The sequence below is a fragment of the Candidatus Manganitrophaceae bacterium genome (assembly GCA_012960925.1).
Classification (GTDB): Bacteria; Nitrospirota; Nitrospiria; order SBBL01; family JAADHI01; genus DUAG01.
Genome location: DUAG01000011.1, coordinates 63,719 through 83,931, shown reverse-complemented (window position 1 = coordinate 83,931; position 20,213 = coordinate 63,719). Strand labels below are relative to the sequence as shown.

Sequence of the window (20,213 nt, the reverse complement as noted above, 5' to 3'; positions counted from 1 at the left end):
ATGCTGGGAACATTAAACCAGGTTTTTGCTTCGGATCAGATTGGCTTTCCAATCTTGAGCCTCATGATCTTTCTTCCCCTGATCGGGGCCGTTTTGATCTGGAGACTCCCTGATAAAAAAGTGATGAAGCAAGTTGTCCTCGGTACCGTTTCGGCCAACTTCCTCCTCTCTCTCCTCCTCCTGTCGTTCTTTGAACCCGGGGTAGCCGACATGCAGTTTGTCGAAAAACTCCCCTGGATCGTCCCGATGGGGGTCAATTACCACGTCGGGGTAGATGGGATCAGCCTCTGGCTGCTCCTCTTGAGTACTTTTTTGCCGGTCCTAACCGTCCTTTTTTCCTGGAAAATGGACCACGACCATCTTCGGGAATATCTCCTCTGTCTTTTGGGACTGGAGTTTACCCTGATCGGGGTCTTTGTGGCGATTGACCTCATCCTCTTCTTCCTCTTCTGGGAAGTCATGCTGATCCCAATGTATTTCCTCATCAAGATCTGGGGGGGGACCAACCGGGACTACGCTTCGCTGAAATTCGTTCTCTATACCCTGGTAGGAAGTGTCCTGATGCTGGTGGGTTTTGCCATTCTCGCCCTGAACTACCATGATTTTGCCGTAGCACAGAACCTCCCGCTGAACTATTCGTTCAGCCTGATCGATCTTCTGAAGGCACCCGTTCCTCCCGAGCAGCAAATCCTGGTCTTCATCCTTCTTTTCTTTGGTTTTGCCTTCAAGGTTCCGATGGTTCCCTTTCATACCTGGCTTCCCGACGCCCATGTGGAGGCCCCCACAACCGGAAGCGTAATGCTGGCGGGCCTCCTTCTGAAGATGGGGACTTACGGATTTGTCCGTTTTTCTCTTCCGCTCCTCCCCGATGCCTCACGGACCTTTGTGCCGCTCATCTCTGTCCTGGCGGTCATTGGAATTGTTTATGGAGCCTGGCTCGCGCTCGCGCAGGACGACATCAAGAAATTGATCGCCTACTCTTCCATCAGTCATCTTGGTTTTGTCATGCTCGGGATTTTCACGCTCAACCATCTCGGGATTCAGGGCGGCATGATCCAGATGATCAATCATGGAATCTCAACGGCAGGACTCTTCTTCATCGTCGGCTTTCTCTACGAGAGACGACACACCCGTTTGATCTCCGAATATGGCGGTCTGGCCAAGCAGGTTCCCATCCTGGCAGCCTTCTATTTCATCATCAGTCTCTCCTCAATGGGAATGCCAGGAACAAACGGTTTTGTCGGTGAATTTCTAATATTATCAGGGGCCTTTCGCGCTGACTGGCGCTATGCCGCGGTGGCCATCGGGGGGGTGGTCCTTGGAGCAGGGTACCTTATCTGGCTGTACCAGCGCCTCATGTACGGACCGCTTGACAACCCGAAAAATAAAGTATTACTTGACCTGGACCGAAGAGAAGTGGCAATCTGCATCGCCCTGTGCGGGGTCATCTTCTGGACCGGACTCTTCCCGGGACCCTTCCTCAAGAGAATGGAGGGTTCCATCGCGTTCTTAACAAGCCGGACGGAATTGGCCTCCATCGCAGAAAATCAAAAAATCCCCCGGTTCAGCATAGGTCCCCCCGCTTCGAAGTGGAAGCAGGAAGTCGTACAGGCAAGGCCTGTTTCACTAAAGGAGAACACTCCGTGAGCACCCATCTCTTGTCCATCATTCTATTCTCACTCTTTGGGGGCGCCATCCTTCTTATTTTTATCCCGAACTCGAAACCCCTCCTGGTCCGTGCTGTGGCGGCCGGCTCGGCGTTTATTTCGATGATGGCCTCGTTTTATCTCCTTTATACCTTTGACTATAAAAAAGGGGGCTTTCAATTCATTGAGAAGTATGTCTGGGCCCCGGATATCGGGATCTCCTTCCATTTGGGCGTCGACGGCATCGCGGTCCCCCTCGTCCTCGCATCGTGTATCCTCATGTTTGCCGGAATCTTTGTCTCATGGCACATCAAAGACCGGACAAAAGAGTTTTATATCTTTCTCCTGATCCTGACCTCTGCCACCGTCGGGGTCTATGTCTCGCTCGACCTTTTCTTCCTTTTCTTCTTCTATGAAATGTCGGTCATCCCGATGTATCTCCTGATCGGCGTCTGGGGAAGCCATACAAAGGGCTATCTTGAATCAAAGAACCCCCTGAAGGACACGCCGCGCTTCTTCTTTAATTTCACATCGAACAGCAAGGAATATGCGGCAATGAAACTCGTCCTCTTCCTCTCTGCGGGAGCGGTACTGGCGCTGCTTGGCATTCTCCTGATCTACAGCAATTCAGGCCTCTACACCTTCGACCTGATCGAACTCTCTCAGGTTCCGGAGGGGCAATATGGAAAGGCCCTTGTGACAGCAATCTGGTTCATGATCTTCTTCGGCTTTGCCTCTATTGCCCCCCTCTGGCCCATGCACTCCTGGTCACCGGTCGGCCATGCCTCCGCGCCGGCCGCCACGAGTATGCTGCATGCCGGCGTCCTGATGAAATTGGGTCATTTCTCAATCATTCGGGTCGCCTTTTTTCTCTTTCCAGAGGCCACTCAGGAGTGGATGCCGGTCGCGGCCTACCTTTGCATCGGAAGCATCGTCTACGGCGGCCTGGTCGCCCTCTTCCAGAGGGATACCAAGTATGTGATCGGTTATTCCTCATCCAGCCATATGGGCTATATCTTCCTCGGCATGGCCGCCTTAAATGTCATCAGTCTGACCGGGGCGATTCTTTACATGTTTGCCCATGCCTTAGCAACCGGGCTTCTTTTCGCGATGGCCGGCTGGGTCTACGACCAGACGCATACCCGGGATATTCCCTCTCTGGGGGGACTCTCTAAAAGAATGCCCTTCATTACAGGGGTCTTTATCGTGGCCGTCGTTGCTTCTTTCGGCCTTCCCCTGACCGTCAACTTTGTGGGTGAATTGATGATTGTCGTCGGAAGCTGGCGCATGTACCCCAAGATCACCATATTGGCCGTCCTCGGCATCTGTCTCACGCTCTGCTACCTCTTCCGGATGATGCGCGGCGTCTTTTTTGGAGATCTCAAATCGGAGTTTTCAGGCGCCATGGACGCAACGCTTTGGCATGACCGCCTTCCCCTGATTTTAATGCTGACATGCTCCATCTACTACGGCCTCTTTCCCTCTCACTTCATCAATGTGATCCAGTCCGGCGTCATTCCCTTATTGGAGCGCATGCACAAAGTCACCCCCTTACTGACACAGGCAGGAGGTTTCTGATGGCCGCTCCGCTGAACCTTGCTGATATCGATCTCTCGCTGATGGCTCCCGAACTCTGGATGACCCTCCTGGTTTGTCTTGTTATTTCAATCGACTTCCTCTTTCCAAAGGTTGGCAAGGACCGACTCGCTTATCTCTCCCTGGCCGGATGCGGCCTTATTGGTCTTCAACTGATCGGGTACTTCGCCTCTGGAAAATCCGGAACCCTCTTTGGCGAAATGTTTATCCTGGATCCCCTGGCCCTCTTCTTCAAAATCTTCGTTTTGATCACGGCCATGCTGATCATCCTTTCGTCGATTGATTACATCAACAAGGCCAAGTACTTTAGGGGCGAGTATTACTTCCTCATTCTTTTTTCTGTTCTTGGAATGATGTTCATGGCCTCGGCCAACGATTTCCTCTCACTCTATCTCTCCCTGGAGTTTTCGACCTTCGGATTTTATGTTCTTGTGAACTACCTAAGAGATGATGAAAAATCAAGTGAAGCCGGAATCAAGTTCTTTATCCTGGGGGTCCTGACATCCTCCATTATCATCTACGGGATCAGCCTGGTCTACGGAGCAACAGGCACCATCCGGTTTGCTGAGCTGATAAATATCACGCCCTCCCTGGGGGCCATCATCGGATTGCTGTTTATCTTCGTCGGGCTCGGGTACAAGATCGGCGCTGTTCCCTTCCACGCATGGATCCCGGACGTGTATCAAGGTGCTCCGACACCCGTGACCTCCTTCCTTTCCATTGCCCCAAAGGGGGCCGCTTTTGCGGTCACCTTACGGGTCATTCTCTCGACCTTTTCAGGGATGCGAAGCGACTGGGTCTGGTTCATGGTGGGTCTGGCCATCCTCTCGATGACCTATGGAAACATCGTGGCCATCGCACAGAAGAATATGAAGCGGCTGCTCGCCTATTCGGGGATCGCCCAGATCGGGAATATACTGATCGGCCTGGCCGCCGGAACGAAGATGGGCGGGGATTCCATTCTCTTCTATCTCCTGGCCTATCTTTTTGCCAACATCGGGGCCTTTGCCGTTGTGATCGCCTTCTCCAACCTCACGGACAAGGATGATATCGACGATCTGGCCGGACTGAACCGGCGCTCTCCCTTTCTCGCATTTTCGCTCCTGGTCTTCCTTCTCTCACTTGCAGGGGTTCCTCCCCTTGGAGGATTTATTGCCAAGCTTTATATCTTTGCGGCCGCCATCAATCAAAACCTGATCTTACTCGTCATCGTCGGTCTGATTAATATCGTCATTTCAATGTACTATTATCTCGTAGTCGTCAAGAAGATCTACATTGCCGAACCGACAGATACATCGGCGATCCCCATTCCCCTTCCCCTTCGGACCGTGGTCTGCATTTCACTGATCGGCGTCTTTGCCCTGGGTGTTTTCCCAAAGACCTTCATGGATTGGTCCATGGCCGCCACAGAGATATTCTCCAATCTGGCACTAAAGTAAAACGTAACGATTCATCTCACCTATCTTTGGCTCCATTGCTGCGTTTCTGTGGTACTCGAATCCTCACGCATTAAAGTATACGCTCCGGTTCTGCGCTCCTCGTGCCTTACCCTGAAGCCAAATCTAGGCAACCTGAAACATCACGTAAAACAAGGATTAGGATTAGGTTTTGAAGTAGGCTCTTCGTTTGTAGAGATATCCCAACACAATAACACTGCCGATGAGTAGTATGGTTCGAATACGGTGCGGAGGAGGCATGCGGAAGTAGTTGATGAGGGGACTGATAATGCCGTATGCGGCAAATGCGATGAAAAGGTAGTAGGCCCATCGCCGACAGCGAATCACACCGTAGCCGACGACAAAATGAAGGAGGGGGAAAAGAAAGATAACCATCCGACCGACCGTTCCCCCAAACTTCATCCCCATGATCGGAAGTTCATATTCCGGATGGTCAAGAATGATTTTGACATCATAAAACCCGGAAACAATCATGACAATACCCAAGATGATGATATCGCGTGGAACCTTTCGCGAGGGACGAACGGCTATTTGAGAAAGTTGCTCCGACATCACGGGTTCCTATCCGAACTTCAGAAGGGATGAAGCCTGCCTATTCCGGGCAAGTCTGATTGAAAATATTGACTGTGTCAAGTTCTTTTACACAGGTTCCAGAATAGACGTTTTAACTTGACATAACAGGTAGCATCCCATACTATTTCCGTACTTTTCGACCTGATTAAAGGAGATCTTCTGTGGAGGGAATGGATTGTGTCTGGTCCACATACAAGAAATCGTTAGACGAGGTTGAAGGACAGATCCTGAAGGGACTGGACTCTAAAATCGACCTTGTCAACGATATCGCCACCTATATCCTTAACAGCGGCGGCAAACGAATCCGACCTCTTTTTCTGATGATTTCTTCGGAACTCGCAGGCAGTTCCGAAGATAAAGAACAGCTTCTTGTTGGCGCGGGCCTGATTGAATATATTCATACGGCCACGCTCCTTCATGACGATGTCCTGGATAATGCGGAGGTACGTCGCGGGAATGCAACTGCGCGCGTAAAGTGGGGGAACCAACCCAGTATTCTTGTCGGTGATTACCTCTATACCCTCGCTGTTTGTCAGGCCGTGACAATGGAAAACCATGAGATCAACCTAGTGCTCTCCAAAACCTGCCGTAGCATGACTGAGGGGGAAACGCTCCAGTTTTATCACAGCAAGGACTTCAATCTCTCAGAGGAGACCTACTTCAAGATTGTCGAATATAAAACGGCGTCACTCATTTCAGCCAGTTGCCGTATCGGAACAATTATTGCGAAGGGATCCGAAGAAACAAAAGAGGCCCTCTCGTCCTATGGACGTCACATCGGTATAGCTTTTCAGGTGGCCGATGATACGCTGGACTACATCGCCGATGGAAAGCGCCTGGGAAAATCCCTCGGCGAAGACCTCTCGGGCGGGAAAATTACTCTCCCCCTTATTCATCTGCTCCAACACTGCAAGGAAGAAGAGAAAAAAGAACTTGAACACCTGATCGGAGAGGCCACGATACAGAAAGAGGAACTGAAGTATGTGACTGATCTCATGCGACACTATGGGTCAATCGATTATTCAATCAACAAGGCCAAAGATTTTGTCAACCTGGCAAAAGAAGCTCTCTCTTCTTTTAAGGATTCAACCCATCGCCAATCCCTCGTCACGATGGCCGATTATGTCATTGAAAGGGATCACTGACCTTTCCACTGGCATCACTCGTTTTACAATCAAAATAGGACGGCCTTCTCCGCCCACATCCGAGAATGGGAGGAAAGATTAAAACCGCTGATTCTCCGCGATCGTCCACGCCCTGTCGACCCTTGCTTCTTACAAAGGTCTTGTTCATCATTAACCCCGCAGCCGGGTCTTCACAAAAAAGAAATAAAATTAAAGGAATACTCGATCATCTTAAGCGATTCTCTGGATATCTTGATGTTTTCTATACAAATTCGTCCCTTGATGCAACACGCCTGGTGAATAAAAAAAGAGGTGAAGGCTGGAGCCTTCTTCTGTGTGCCGGAGGGGATGGCACGATAAATGAGGTCGTCAATGGCTTGCTGGCGGAGGAAAACGGTCCCCTACCGGAGACCCTTCCACCGATCGGAATTATTCCGACAGGGACCGGAAATGGTCTGGTCCGAGAAATCGGACTTCCACTGGATCCAATGCGCGCGTATCAGACGATCTTAGAGGGAAAACCCCAAGCGATCTTTCCCGCCAAAGTGAACCAACGCTACTTCATCTTAATGGCGGGGGCCGGATTCGATGCCTTTGTCACCGACTGGGTCGAGAGCAGGACAGGGTTTTTCAGAAAAATCCCGAAGTTATTGACCTACTTTCTCTTCGGATTTGCAGCTATATTCAAATACACCTATCCATCGCTTCGCTTTGAGGTAGACGGCAAGCCCTATACCGGATCAACGGGCATCGTGACTAAGGCAAGCTGTGTCGTCGGCCCTTATGTCTTTTCCCCGAAATCGGATCTTCTGTCCCCCACCCTGACACTTTGCCTCTTTAAGTCCCGCGGGTTCATGAACCACCTCCTCCTCACAGCCCGATTTATTTTAAGCGGACGGTGCGGGGAAGGCATTGATTATATTCAGGGAAAAGAGATCACGATTCAGGAAGGAGAGGTGCGGGTTCAGGCCGATGGAGAAGGAATTGGAAAACTACCCGCCCGATTTTATCTTTCCCATCGAAGCATCCGCCTGATCTATCCCCATAAGTCGTCATGAGCATACTCCAATACAGGCCAACTCTGGCCCTCCCCTTCCGCTTTTGATATTTTCTCCACATACTCACAAGTGTTTATATTATACTGAACCGGATAGGGCCTTGTATAAGCGATTTCCAGCCACCTTGAACACATCTGTTTTATATCAATGAAGAATCCTTAGAAAGAGAGACAACTATGGCAAGCAACAAAACATTTAATGATCTTGGACTTTCAGAAAAAGTACTGGACGCGATCAATAAAAAGGGCTTTGAAGAACCCACTACGATTCAAGCCATGACCATCCCCGTCATGCTGCGTGATGATACCAATATCATTGCCCAGGCCCAGACCGGTACAGGCAAAACAGCGGCTTTTGGCCTGCCCCTAATAGAAATGATACAAACCTCTTCCAAAACGGTGCAGGCGCTCATCCTCGTGCCCACACGAGAGCTTGCCATTCAGGTTGCGGAAGAGATCAATTCACTCAAAGGGAAAAAGGATATCAAAATTGTTCCGATCTATGGAGGGCAAGCCATTGATCAGCAATTACGCCGACTAAAAAAAGGGGTGCATATTGTTGTTGGATCTCCGGGCCGGGTGATTGATCATCTGAACAGAAGGACACTCAAGCTTGGAAAAATTGAGCACCTCATCCTGGACGAGGCAGACGAAATGCTTAACATGGGCTTTATCGAAGATATCGAAGAAATCATGAAGCATACCAATCCCGACAAAAGAACACTCTTGTTTTCTGCGACCATACCGGGACGGATCAAAACTCTCGCACGAAAATACATGGACGGGTATGAGTTGCTCACCGCGAAAAAAGAACCACTGACCAGCAACCTGACGGAGCAAATATATTTTGAGGTCAAACACGCAGACCGCTTTGAGGCCCTCTGCAGAATTATCGATATCGAAGATGATTTTTACGCGATTATTTTTTGCAGAACAAAGATCGACGTGGATACAGTGGTCAATCAGCTCATAGACAGAGGCTATGACGCAGAAGCTCTTCACGGGGATCTTTCTCAAGCGCAAAGAGAAAGGACCCTGCTTAAGTTTAGGAAGCAGAAAATAAATATTCTTGTCGCCACTGATGTTGCGGCACGCGGCATTGATGTCAACAACCTCACCCACGTGATCAACTATGCCCTGCCCCAAGATCCGGATGCCTATGTCCATCGAATCGGCCGTACGGGAAGGGCCGGAAATCAGGGCACCGCGATTACCTTTATTACGCCGAGTGAGTACAAGCGACTGATGGTCATACAGCGTGTTGCCAAAACGGATATCAAGAAATCAAGAGTGCCAAAGGTGGAAGATATAATATCTGCCAAGAAGAAAAAGATCACCGATGATCTGACGGCAACCCTTGAAGGTGAGATTGATCCTAAATATTATAACTGGGCCAAAAAACTACTCGTAGACCATCATCCCACAGAAATTCTGGCGGCACTCCTGAATTATTCTTTCGAGGAAGAACTTAATCCTGATGTGTATGGAGAAATTAAAGAAGTCGGATCAAGAGGGAGACAACTTGATCAAGAAGGGAAGACGAGACTTTTTGTCGCCCTGGGAAAAAAAGACAAGATGACTGCCAGAAAACTTGTGGAGATTATTTCAAGCAGGGTCTCGATTAAATCTAACCTTATCAGTGATATCCAGGTCATGGACAAGTTCTCTTTTATCACTGTTCCTTTCGAAAAAGCAGAAAAAATCGTCCGCAGCTTTAAAGAAAAGGACCGGAAACCCCTGGTCAGCCATTTTAAGAAAACAAAGCCTCGGTGATGAGTGCAACGAAGCATTCCTGGCACTCCATAGGAAATAAAGATTGAAGTAGATGAATGTCATGCCGGACTTGATCCGGCATCCAGGGAACTTTGCCATTTTCCCGGCCTTGCTCAAAAGACATGCATTCCGGCATGCGCCGGAATGACATTTAAGCGCTTTTAAACTCCTCAGGGGTCATCGCCTTGATGATGAATCCATGGATATCCTCCTTCATTTCCTCTTTTAAGATATCGAAGACCATTCGGTTTCGATTAACAAGTGACACACCTTCAAATTTTTTTGAAGCGACACGAAGGATATAATACCCCCCCCCGGTGGCGGCAGCATGCCCGGCATGTTTCCAGCTCTCATCGATGACCTCCACATAAACGGCCTCCAGAGATTCCTTCATCTTTCTTTCTATTATTTCTTTTGTTTTCAAAGACCTATCATTCATATTTACCTTTATCCTCTCTTTTACATTTATTTACTTTCCAAACTATATTTTGACTGTCGCGCAATGGCTGACCTCCTCGATAATCTCCGGAGGCGGCGGCGGTATGCGGAAAACCTTCTCCAGATCCGGCCCTTCCACAAAGTGGACCACCACACCCTCCTTCTTTATCCCCAGCACGAGGGATTGAAACAGGTCGAAGCCTTTCGTTCCGCCGAGAAAATAGGGGTTGGGTCCGTCATTGATCTTATCGATTTTCCCTTCACTCGACCCTGCGATTGTCTTGATCCAGGCACTCTGAATTTTGATCGGGGTCACATCCGAAAGGTCGATCTTGTGAATATGCCCTGCTGAAACTTTAATCAAGGTAAAGTAGCGGCCCTCATCTTCGACTTCTACGGCCTTCTCTTCCACCAGGGAGAGGTTCATGACGATCACGATACGGTTTTGGGTAATCCCCGTAAAATGAATCACGCAGGTGGTCCTTTCCTCCTTCGAGACCACCTCCGCCTCCCAATCATAGAATTGCACACTCTCGACAGGGACAGAGGGTTCAGCCAACAACGACACAAACACGGCCAAGGATAACAGTCTCACAACAACCTTTCGCGATGATAGGGACACAGGACAAGACAAATGTAGCAGGATCGACCGGACCTTTACAATGAATGAGGTGGTACCGTCTCACTCATCCAAAGTAATATTACTCCCATTCTATCGTGCTGGGGGGTTTAGAGGAGATATCGTAGACAACGCGGTTGATGCCTTTGACTTCGTTCATAATCCGACTGGAAATAAGCTTCAGGACATCGTGTGGAAATTCAAACCAGTCGGCCGTCATACCATCCTGACTGGTCACGGCCCTAAGGCCAATGGCGTCTTCATAGGTGCGCTCATCTCCCATCACACCCACACTCTGAATCGGGAGATACACGGCGAAGGCCTGCCAGATCGACCGGTAGAGGCCCGTAGATCGAATCTCTTCCTCAAAGATGGCGTCTGCTTCCCGGAGGCGGTCCAGTCTCTCCTTTGTGATTTTCCCCAGGATACGAACCGCGAGGCCGGGACCGGGAAAGGGATGACGATAAAGAAGCGGCTCCGGAATATCCAGCTTAAGCCCCAGCCTACGGACTTCATCCTTGAAGAGGGTCCTGAGGGGCTCGACCGTTTTGAGGCGCATCCGTTTCGGCAGGCCGCCGACGTTATGATGTGTCTTGATCGTGGCAGAGGGTCCTTTGAGAGAGACGCTCTCGATCACATCAGGATAGAGGGTTCCCTGAACCAGAAAATCAACATCCCCAAAGTGCTTCGACTCCTCATTGAAGATTGAGATAAAGGTGCGGCCTATTATTTTTCGTTTCTTCTCCGGGTTAATAACAGAAGAAAGTTTCCTTAAAAATTGGTCTGATGCATCCACACATTTTAAGTTAAGCTTTAGGTTGTTTTTAAAGGTTGTTTTAACAGATCTGGCCTCATTCTTCCTCAAAAGTCCATTGTCCACGAAAATACATTTCAGGCGTTTTCCGATCACCCGTTGAACAAGGACCGCCGCGACGCTTGAATCCACCCCGCCGCTCAGTCCGCAAATGGCCTTTCCGCTACCGATCTGCCGACTGATCTCTTCTTCGGCCTCATGGATAAACGATCCCATGTCCCAAGTTGGTTTACACCCGCAGATTTTGTATATAAAGTTTTGGAGGATTTTGACGCCATTCGGCGTATGCGCCACCTCGGGGTGAAATTGAATGGCATAAAAATTACGCCGCTTGTCCTCTATCACGGCGGCAGGAGAGTTGGCCGTTTGGGCAATGGCATGAAAGCCCGGCGGAAGGGTCTCAATCCGGTCTCCATGACTCATCCATACCAACATCCTACGTGGCAATCCCCGAAAAAGGAGGGAGCGCTCCATCAGGGACAATTCGGCACGCCCATATTCCCTTTTGCTGGAACGCGCAACCTTTCCCCCCACGAGATGGGTCATCAACTGCATCCCATAACAAATCCCCAGAACGGGTATAGAAAGATCAAAGATTCCGGCATCACATCGGGGGGCCTTCCTGCCATAGACGCTTGCCGGTCCTCCGGACAGGATCAGTCCTGTGGGTTGATGGGATTTTATTTCATCGAGTGAGAGATGGTAAGGAACAATTTCGGAATAAACGCGGCTTTCACGAACACGGCGGGCAATAAGTTGGGTATATTGGGACCCGAAATCAAGGATTAAGATCTTGTCGCTGGTTTTAGGGATTAAATTGATCCTCCCCTCTTATAGTTTGGGGCTTCTTTTGTGATAATCACATCATGGGGATGGCTCTCCAGTATGCCCGGAGAGGTAATCCGGATAAATTTCGCTTTCTTTTGAAGCACGGCGATCGTCTTCGTCCCGCAATAGCCCATCCCCGCCCTCAATCCACCAATGAGTTGGTAGACGACGCCGGATAAGGTTCCTTTGTAAGGTACGCGCCCCTCGATCCCCTCAGGAACAAGCTTTGATTCGGGTTCAAATTCCTGAAAGTAACGGTCTTTTCCTCCCCGTTCCATTGCCCCGATCGACCCCATCCCCCGATAAACCTTGTAACTTCTCCCCTGAAGCAGGACCGTCTCTCCAGGACTCTCTTCGGTCCCGGCAAAAAGCCCGCCGAGCATGACAGAATTGGCACCTGCCGCAATCGCCTTCACAATATCGCCCGAGAACTTGATCCCCCCATCCGCGATCACTGGAACTTTGTATGGCTTTGCCGCCTTTGCACACTCAGAGATCGCTGTGAGTTGAGGGACTCCGGCTCCGGCAATCACCCGCGTCGTACAGATCGATCCGGGACCCACCCCCACTTTGACCGCATCAACCCCGACCTTGATCAGATCAACCGTTGCCTCCGCGGTCGCCACGTTCCCCCCGACGATCTCCGCATCCGGATACAGCTTTCGAATCGACCGAATCGTATCCAGAACGGAGACAGAATGGCCATGGGCCGTGTCAACAACCACCAGATCCGCCCCGGCGCGTAAGAGGGCCGCAACCCGTTCTTTCGAGTCCCCTCCGATGCCGACTGCTCCGCCGACACGCAAGCGCCCCAAACTGTCTTTACTGGCATTGGGGAATTTAATCTTCTTTTCAATGTCCTTTATTGTAATTAAGCCTTTGAGCTCATAACGATCATTCACAACCAGAAGTTTTTCTATCCGGTTTTCATGGAGGGTCTTCCGGGCATCCTCCAATGTCGTCCCAACCGCGGCAGTAATCAAGTTTTTCCTGGTCATCACCTCAGAGACTTTCAGGTGCATTCTGGTCTCAAATCGAAGGTCCCGATTGGTCAAGATACCCACCAATTTCCCTTTTTTTGTCACGGGAATGCCTGAAATCCGATATTGGGCCATTAAATCAAGCGCGTCCTGTAAACGTTGGTCCGGAGAAATGGTAATGGGGTCGATAATCATACCGCTTTCCGACTTCTTCACGCGGTCTATCTCTACCGCTTGGGCCTCAACAGAAAGGGCCCGATGGATAATACCGATCCCGCCTTGACGCGCGAGGGCAATCGCCAACCGGGACTCGGTCACGGTGTCCATCGCGGAGCTGACTATAGGAATCTGTAACTTGATATGTCGGGTCAGTTTTGCGGTAAGATTGACATCCTTGGGCAATACAGAAGACCGTCCCGGCACGAGCAGAACATCATCAAATGTCAATCCTTCTTTGATTCTATCCGGAAGCATCACATATTCTTTCGTTACGAAAAAGGTTGGTATTTACTAGCATAAACGGAGGATTAAGGTCAAGGAAACAGTACGATTTGGGTTCTTCAATCAATGATTAAAAGATTCCCTGAGCAGATCCTGATGACTCCGGATGACAAGTCCTTGTAAAGAGGGCTCCCCCCCAAGAAAACTTTGGGAAGCATTTGATTCCGATTGCAACCAGATTCTCTCCGGCCTAATTTCATAGCGTAAAAGATCGTTCAGTAGATTCAGAGGAGCCGGAGCACCGGAATAGGAGGTCAGAAGGTAGAAATCAAACTTCGATTGATTTAATTCAAGAAGATCGAGCGACGTTTCGGCCAGTCCTTTCAGGGGATCCACCAGGATAAAATGAGGGACCGCAATACCAAATTGTATTTCCGACCGCACCGACTTGACCTCCGCCTGAAGATCTTTCAATAAACGGTTAATATAACGGCTTCGCCACCCGACCCAGTGCCAAAATTGTTGTCCTCGGGGAATTGAAGACATCTTGTCAGATATTTTACCTGGATTTCCAATCAATCGAAAGGGAGATGGCCTCTCCAGAAACAGATCCTGAAACTGATTGAGGGCAAGCGAGGTCCATCCCTCATCAATCCCATAGGCAATCCCTTCAACATATATACCATCAATTGGATATTGAGCAAGACGGCGATAAAGTTGAAGGAGAACCCTGTAAACGTCTTCGTTGAAAATATCAAGTTTATCCGTCGGCACTAAAATTCTTTTCTCTTTTTCATAGCGCAAGTCGTGCCACTGAGGCCTCTTTTCACTCACGGTGGAAATTTCACGGAGGCTTAATTTTACAATGACACGAAGACCCGTCAGATGCGCTGTTTCAATCCAATCTAAAAGAGATCTTTCCGCCTTCCTAAAATCTCCAGACAAGACAAACCGCCTTGAGGCCACACTGTATGTCACCGGCAGGATAATCGTATTCGCTCCCTTCTCTTTCAAGCGCTTGAGTTCCAAGCCAAAAAAATCCTGCATGCCCGGATCAATATAGATTGCAACGGTCTTTTTGTGGAGCGGGTCAAGACGAAAGAGAAAAGCCTGAGCCAGTTCTTCATGTGGGCTATTCGTGTAATTCTTCAAAAAAAATTCAAGTTCCCGGAGCGCTAGGGTGTTCTCTTCTGCACCAAGATAGGAATTGACCAGGAACCATTGTGCCTCTTCCAGGATCGCTTCGCCAGGGTATGCTTCAATGACATCCTGCAAAACCGGAATGGCTTCCTCATACCTCCCTTCCCGATAGGCATCGATTCCCTTGAGTAAATCATCCCATCCCCGGTCATCAAATCGACTGATCGAACGAATGCATCCGCTTAATAGCAACAGTAAAATAAGAGATGCAAGCATCTGTCTGATGTTCATTTGGATTTCTCTATCTTATCTGCCAGACTTTTTGCGGCGAGGAAGGAAGCGCCTCCCCCAACGGGGTTGGAAAAATCTGAAGGGAGGAGAAAAAGATTCTTTCCTTCTCTCGGTTGCAGATAGTTCAATATACCGTTTGATACCGACTTGGTATTTTGTCTTAAACGACGTTCAAGTTCAGACGAAAGAGACCTTCTCCCAACTAAACTGTCCGATTTCTGTAATGGAGCAGACCTCCCAATCTCTTTAATGCTCATTTTTGAAAAGGGAATCAACCAATGAAGGCGATCGAGAACTCTTTCTTTCACATGGTCAGAATGCGTTGAATCAATGTGACTTCCAGGTTGCATAATGGCCGTGACGGAGAGCCCCCGGAGACCTGAGGGGAAACCTTCTTCCTCTTGTGCGAGACTGAGGCGAACAATTAAGGCATCAAAAAAGCCCTTTGGAGGAGCCGACCCCCAAGTCATAATCAGGGTTTCCTTCATAGGGGAAGGAATAAGCTCCGCTTGAATGTGATAATAAAAATGAAGGACAGCGTCATTTTCAGATTGCGAGACGATGAATTTTCTGCCCCTCAGGAGAGACCCATCGTCAAGTCTTATCCCTTCGACAAGTCTTTTCCCCGCCATCTCAATATCCGATACTTTTTTGCGATGCAGGACTTCTCCTCCCCACTTTTCAATCAGCCTCTGGAGAAAGTGGATTACGGTTCGACATCCTCCAAGGACTCGGACGCCCCCCCTCTGAAGCCCTGAAATCAAGGTAATGAGTTCATAAGAAGAGATCTCAGCCAATTTTTTTCTATATGCAAAAAGGGCATGAAGATCCAGATATTCAAGAAAGGCCTTGTCAAAGGGATACGGCGCTAAAAAATAAAGCGCTGATTTCCTTTGATGACGACCCAAGGCGTTGGAAAAATCACGCCTCTGACCCCACTCATTCAAGCGGTCACCAAACCCTCGGAGCTCTAATTGGGAAAACCGACCAAGAAAGGGATAAAACAGCCGGTCAACATGTTCTACTTCTTCCAGGCAGGATTTGATATGCCGAATCTGCTTTCCAAACTCTCTTTTGAGTTCATCTGCATAATCTTCTTTTTTAGAGTAGACATTCAGGCGATGAGAAGACTGTACCACCTGTAAGGATGGATTAGATCTGTGATAAAAAAGACCGTCTCTCTTTAAATTTGGGATCGGAAGACCCAATTTAGAAAAAAATCCTTCCATGGCCCCTCCTCTTTCGAAACCAAAGTAGAGATAGGGACCCAGAGTGTAATAGAAAGTGGCATCCGGGACAGACGATTCCAACAGGTCTGTCGTATCGAGAAAACAGACGGACTGACCCTTTTTTGCCAAAAGAGCCGCGGTCGCAAGTGAAACCAGCGTACTCCCAATAAAAACAACATCGTAATATTTATTGCTGATCAGACTGGAGCGTACTGAAGGCGACCGTCCATGCCGGGTCTCACCTTGTGACATTCTATTTTTATCCTTCCGGATAAGGTTGTCCAGAATAAGTCTCTTTAGGAACCTCTGATTAAGTCTGGGTTAAATTTTTCAGGAGATAAAATGTTTCGATTCAAGGTGAAAATTGCAGAGGATGGTTCTCGCGAAGCCATAGCCTGCTATTTTCAAGATTTGCAACGCAGAAACGGGACATTTTTGCCCTGAAAAAATAATTCATGACTTATTCGGAGGTTCCTTTATTAAGGGCTAACTGACTGAAGAAATACGAGATCTCAAAGTCGGCAGTTTCTTTTGAGTCGGATCCGTGAACAATATTTTCTTCGATACTTCCAGCCAAATCGGCACGGATACTTCCAGCTTCAGCCTGCTTCGGATCGGTCGCTCCCATCAGGGAACGATTCTTTAAGATTGCCCCCTCCCCTTCCAGAACAAGAGCGACAAGGGGTCCTGAAGACATAAATGTTACCAGGCTGTCAAAAAATCCCCTCTCTCGATGAACGGCATAAAAACCTTCCGCTTCTTTTTTCGTCAGGGTTCTCATTTGAATCGCTATTACCTTGAGATGTGCCGCCTCAAATCGCCGAAGAACCTCACCAATTACATTCTTGGAAACCCCATCCGGCTTGATCATTGAAAGTGTTCGTTCAGTCATTACTCCTCCTTATTATCTTTAATAAGCGATAGGCCGCCCTCCACCCCCTGCCTTCCTCCCTTCGGGAACGGAATACAAACAGAAAGGATCAAGCGACTCACGCAGATTATATATACTTATAGTACAAGGCTATATCTAATTTTCTTCCCGACTTTCAAATCGAATCGCTCCCCCTTACTGAGAACAATCTCATAATTCGGATCGGTTATTTTCTTCCCGTTAATTTCTACAGCCCCTTGTTGAACAAGCCGTCGTGCTTCCCCTTTACTTTTTGTCCAGGCTTGCTCACAGATCAGGTCGATCACCCGCTTCGGCGTCAAAGATAACTTCAACTCTAATACATGACCGCTCGAGTTTTTTCTGCCCACCGTAACATCAAATTGATCCTTCGCCTCATGTGCAAGTACAGTTCCATGGAAGCGCCCGACGAGCAGCAAGGCCAAGTTGAGTTTCGCCTCCATCGGGTGAATTTTTCGGACCTCCTCCAGAGAGACCTCAGTCAGCAGTTCGTAGAATCGATGCATCAATTTGTCTGAGATAGACATGATCTTTCCAAACATATCAGAGGGCTTGGCTTCCAGGGCAATTTCATTTCCAAAGCTCTTGCTCATTTTACGCACGCCATCGCAACCCTCAAGAAGCGGCATGGTTAGAACGACCTGTTGTGGCTGTCCATTTATTTTTTGTAAAGCGCGTCCTACCAAGAGGTTGAATTTTTGATCGGTCCCTCCGAGTTCCACATCGGCCTTTAAAACAACAGAATCGTAGCCTTGAATCAAAGGGTACAAAAATTCATGTATCCCGATTGGATATTTGGCATTAAATCTCTTTTGGAAATCGTCCCGCTCAATCATCCGGGCCACCGTATACTTAGAGGCCAGATCAATTAGATCTACGGCTGACATTTCACCCATCCACTCGCTGTTAAACCGAATCTCTGTTTTATCCGGATCGAGTATTTTAAAGATCTGTTCTTTGTAGGTTTCCGCATTTTTTGTGACCTGTTCCGGAGTGAGGGGCACACGCATCTGAGACCGTCCGCTCGGATCACCGATCATTCCGGTAAAATCACCAATAAGGAAGATCACCTCATGACCCAGATCCTGAAACTGTTTCATCTTTTGAAACAGAACCGTATGTCCCAGATGAAGGTAGGGCGTGGTCGGATCAACACCCATTTTTATTCGGAGCGGTTTGCTTTCACTGATTGATTTTTTGATCCTCTCAAGGAAGTCATCCTGTTGAAGAACCTCTACGGCCCCTCCACACAGCAGAGCTTCCTGGGCTTTGGCATCATGCATATTTTTTTCCATCATTTGACATCCGAGCCGAAAAGAAGGAAAGGGCTTATCTTTTCCAAGCGCTTGGGACCAATACCCTTGACCCGAAGAAGGTCATCGGCCCGAAGAAACAGCCCTTTTTGAAGTCTATCCTGTATGATGGCATCCGCCAATTTTGGTCCTATACCCGGAAGGGATTCAAGCTCTATTTGAGAGGCACGATTCACATCGATCGATCTGAAAGTGCGACCTTTTTTATCGACAGGAAGTCTGGATTTCGCCGAGACGGCTTTAACAGAATTTTTGGATGCCTGCAACAAGAACTGCGGCGCCTGTCCTTCAGCCCAGAACCTGAAATTGAAGACAACCATTAAAACAATGAAGAGTATTATGATTTTAAGAAGGGATGGTTCATTGAGAATGAAGCGGATAAAACGGACGAACCCTTTAATGTTCCTCCTTCTGGAGAAAAGACTCATAATCCCTGGCCGTCATCAATTGTTCCAGCTCATTGGGCTGGTTCATCTCAATCTCTACAATCCAACCATCACGGTAGGCATCCTGATTAATCAATTCCGGTTTTTCTTTCAGGATCTCGTTGACCGCAACGATCTTACCCCCGACAGGCGCATACAACGGAGACGTTGTTTTGGTGGACTCAATCTCTGTGATTTCTGTCCCTACCTCAACGGTCAGTCCTAGCTTTGGGATTTCCAGATAAACAATATCCCCAAGATTCTCCTGGGCAAAATCCGAGATTCCAATGACAGCCTTTTTCCCGTTGGCACGGACCCACTCGTGGTCTTTATGATAGCGAAGATCTTCTGGAATCATTGACTTATAAGACATTCTTCGATTCTGTGAATTGGAAATAATTTATAAACCAGTGCGGGGCATCTTGTCAAGGGCTTTGCGTGTTCAAACAGGCCTCAGCGTGTTCAACATCCTTCTTGCTCCCAATAATTAGCGGAACCTTTTGATGAAGCTTTTTTGGAGTAACATCAAGGATCAGATCATGTCCTGTAGTTGCCTTTCCCCCGGCCTGTTCAACAATATAGGCGAGTGGAGAGGCCTCGTAGAGGAGCCGGAGTTTTCCATCCGGGTTGTGGCTGTCGGCCGGATAGAGAAAGATTCCCCCCTTCAACAAATTTCGATGAAAATCGGCCACGAGCGAACCCACATAACGTGCGGTCTTGCCCCCCTTCTTGGCTTCTTCAACATATTTTCGGGTTCCTTCATCCCATCGTGAAGCATACGACTCATTGATGCTGTAAATCTTTCCTTCCTCTGGAATGAGCATGTTTTCATGAGAAAGGAGAAACTCTCCGATGCCCGGGTCAAGCGTAAATCCATGAACGCCAAAACCGGTGGTATAGATCAGCATGGTACTCGAACCGTAAAGGATGTAACCAGCACAGACCTGGAGGCGGCCCGGTTGAAGAAAGTCTTCCATCGTCGCCCGCGCCCCATTACTCTTTCGCCGATAGATTGAGAAAATGGACCCGATGCTGATATTCACATCAATATTTGAAGATCCATCCAGGGGATCCATCAGGAGGACATATTTCCCCTTTGGGGCTTTCTCAGAGATCTGGTGCGGATCTTTCATTTCTTCTGAGGCAATCGCGATGAGTTGACCTGCCGGACTCAAAGCCCGGATGAAGGCATCATTGGCAAAAAGGTCCAGTTTTTGGACCTGTTCACCATGCACATTCTTCCCCCCCTGGTCACCGAGGATGTCGTTCAAGCCGGCCTTTTTGACTTTCCGTGATATAACTTTCGCAGCAGTGGCAATATCGGCAAGCAGTCCGGTAAATTCCCCGGTAGATTTCTTAAACTTCCACTGCTGCTCAATCAGGAACTGCGTCAGTGTAGAACCCAACTCCATCAGACCTCCTTTAAATTTGTGGGATTGAATTTCCCGTGCTAGTAACTTATGGAACCTCTGTTTAAGTCTAGGGTGAGTTTTTCAGGAAATAAAATATTTCGATTCAAGGCGCATATCGCAGAGAATAGCCCGCTATTGCTAAGATTT

Annotated in this window: 18 protein-coding genes; 6 read left to right on the top strand and 12 right to left on the bottom strand. The window is 48.5% G+C overall.

What is annotated here, in order from left to right:
- The 3 genes from EYQ01_01780 to EYQ01_01770 are packed head-to-tail and all read left to right on the top strand — an operon-like array spanning position 1 to position 4,681.
- Entirely contained in the window at positions 1-1,647 is a 1,647-nt protein-coding gene (locus EYQ01_01780; protein HIE64543.1) for an NADH-quinone oxidoreductase subunit M, read from the top strand.
- Positions 1,425-3,224 (top strand): NADH-quinone oxidoreductase subunit M, encoded by a 1,800-nt coding sequence (locus EYQ01_01775; protein ID HIE64542.1) that lies wholly within the window; start codon positions 1,425-1,427, stop codon positions 3,222-3,224. Before EYQ01_01780 ends, EYQ01_01775 begins: the two co-directional genes overlap by 223 nt.
- On the top strand, positions 3,101-4,681 hold the full coding sequence (locus EYQ01_01770; protein ID HIE64541.1) for an NADH-quinone oxidoreductase subunit N: 1,581 nt from the start codon (positions 3,101-3,103) through the stop codon (positions 4,679-4,681). The genes EYQ01_01775 and EYQ01_01770 overlap by 124 nt, the downstream gene beginning before the upstream one ends.
- Before the next feature lie 162 nt (positions 4,682-4,843).
- Here the strand turns inward: EYQ01_01770 and EYQ01_01765 are convergent, their stop codons facing one another.
- Positions 4,844-5,251, bottom strand: coding sequence for a DUF2127 domain-containing protein (locus EYQ01_01765; GenBank protein ID HIE64540.1), 408 nt, complete (start codon positions 5,249-5,251; stop codon positions 4,844-4,846).
- A gap of 182 nt (positions 5,252-5,433) precedes the next feature.
- Between EYQ01_01765 and EYQ01_01760 the strand changes: the two genes are divergently transcribed.
- The 3 genes from EYQ01_01760 (at position 5,434) to EYQ01_01750 (ending at position 9,226) form a co-directional block, all read left to right on the top strand.
- Positions 5,434-6,417, top strand: a complete 984-nt coding sequence (locus EYQ01_01760; GenBank protein HIE64539.1) for a polyprenyl synthetase family protein — start codon at positions 5,434-5,436, stop codon at positions 6,415-6,417.
- 65 nt (positions 6,418-6,482) lie between these two features.
- Positions 6,483-7,454, top strand: a complete 972-nt coding sequence (locus EYQ01_01755) for a hypothetical protein (protein HIE64538.1) — start codon at positions 6,483-6,485, stop codon at positions 7,452-7,454.
- A 176-nt stretch (positions 7,455-7,630) separates the two neighbouring features.
- The gene (locus tag EYQ01_01750; GenBank protein HIE64537.1) at positions 7,631-9,226 is read left to right on the top strand and encodes a DEAD/DEAH box helicase; all 1,596 of its coding nucleotides are present in this window, start codon (positions 7,631-7,633) and stop codon (positions 9,224-9,226) included.
- A gap of 151 nt (positions 9,227-9,377) precedes the next feature.
- On the opposite strand, the gene EYQ01_01745 is transcribed toward EYQ01_01750, so the two are convergent.
- From EYQ01_01745 to EYQ01_01695, 11 genes are all read right to left on the bottom strand, one after another.
- Complete coding sequence (locus EYQ01_01745; protein HIE64536.1) at positions 9,378-9,665, bottom strand: BolA family transcriptional regulator; 288 nt, start codon at positions 9,663-9,665, stop codon at positions 9,378-9,380.
- Positions 9,666-9,707: 42 nt separating this feature from the next.
- Entirely contained in the window at positions 9,708-10,223 is a 516-nt protein-coding gene (locus EYQ01_01740) for a hypothetical protein (GenBank protein HIE64535.1), read from the bottom strand.
- Between the two features lie 142 nt (positions 10,224-10,365).
- Entirely contained in the window at positions 10,366-11,910 is a 1,545-nt protein-coding gene (gene guaA / locus EYQ01_01735; GenBank protein HIE64534.1) for a glutamine-hydrolyzing GMP synthase, read from the bottom strand.
- The gene (gene guaB, locus EYQ01_01730; protein ID HIE64533.1) at positions 11,910-13,379 is read right to left on the bottom strand and encodes an IMP dehydrogenase; all 1,470 of its coding nucleotides are present in this window, start codon (positions 13,377-13,379) and stop codon (positions 11,910-11,912) included. The genes guaA and guaB overlap by 1 nt, the downstream gene beginning before the upstream one ends.
- 90 nt (positions 13,380-13,469) lie before the next feature.
- The gene (gene bamD, locus EYQ01_01725; protein HIE64532.1) at positions 13,470-14,777 is read right to left on the bottom strand and encodes an outer membrane protein assembly factor BamD; all 1,308 of its coding nucleotides are present in this window, start codon (positions 14,775-14,777) and stop codon (positions 13,470-13,472) included.
- Entirely contained in the window at positions 14,774-16,258 is a 1,485-nt protein-coding gene (locus tag EYQ01_01720; GenBank protein HIE64531.1) for a hypothetical protein, read from the bottom strand. Before EYQ01_01720 ends, bamD begins: the two co-directional genes overlap by 4 nt.
- 208 nt (positions 16,259-16,466) lie before the next feature.
- Positions 16,467-16,898, bottom strand: coding sequence for a nucleoside-diphosphate kinase (locus EYQ01_01715; GenBank protein ID HIE64530.1), 432 nt, complete (start codon positions 16,896-16,898; stop codon positions 16,467-16,469).
- 116 nt (positions 16,899-17,014) lie between these two features.
- Positions 17,015-18,199: a tyrosine--tRNA ligase gene (locus tag EYQ01_01710; GenBank protein ID HIE64529.1), complete on the bottom strand. Its 1,185-nt coding sequence runs from the start codon at positions 18,197-18,199 to the stop codon at positions 17,015-17,017.
- An 11-nt stretch (positions 18,200-18,210) separates the two neighbouring features.
- Positions 18,211-18,657, bottom strand: coding sequence for a helix-hairpin-helix domain-containing protein (locus tag EYQ01_01705; GenBank protein ID HIE64528.1), 447 nt, complete (start codon positions 18,655-18,657; stop codon positions 18,211-18,213).
- Positions 18,626-19,012, bottom strand: coding sequence for a glycine cleavage system protein GcvH (gene gcvH / locus EYQ01_01700; GenBank protein ID HIE64527.1), 387 nt, complete (start codon positions 19,010-19,012; stop codon positions 18,626-18,628). The genes EYQ01_01705 and gcvH overlap by 32 nt, the downstream gene beginning before the upstream one ends.
- Positions 19,013-19,079: 67 nt before the next feature.
- Positions 19,080-20,066 carry a class 1 fructose-bisphosphatase gene (locus EYQ01_01695; protein HIE64526.1) on the bottom strand — a complete coding sequence of 329 codons (987 nt, stop codon included), beginning with the start codon at positions 20,064-20,066 and terminating at the stop codon, positions 19,080-19,082.
- Positions 20,067-20,213 lie beyond the last annotated feature (147 nt).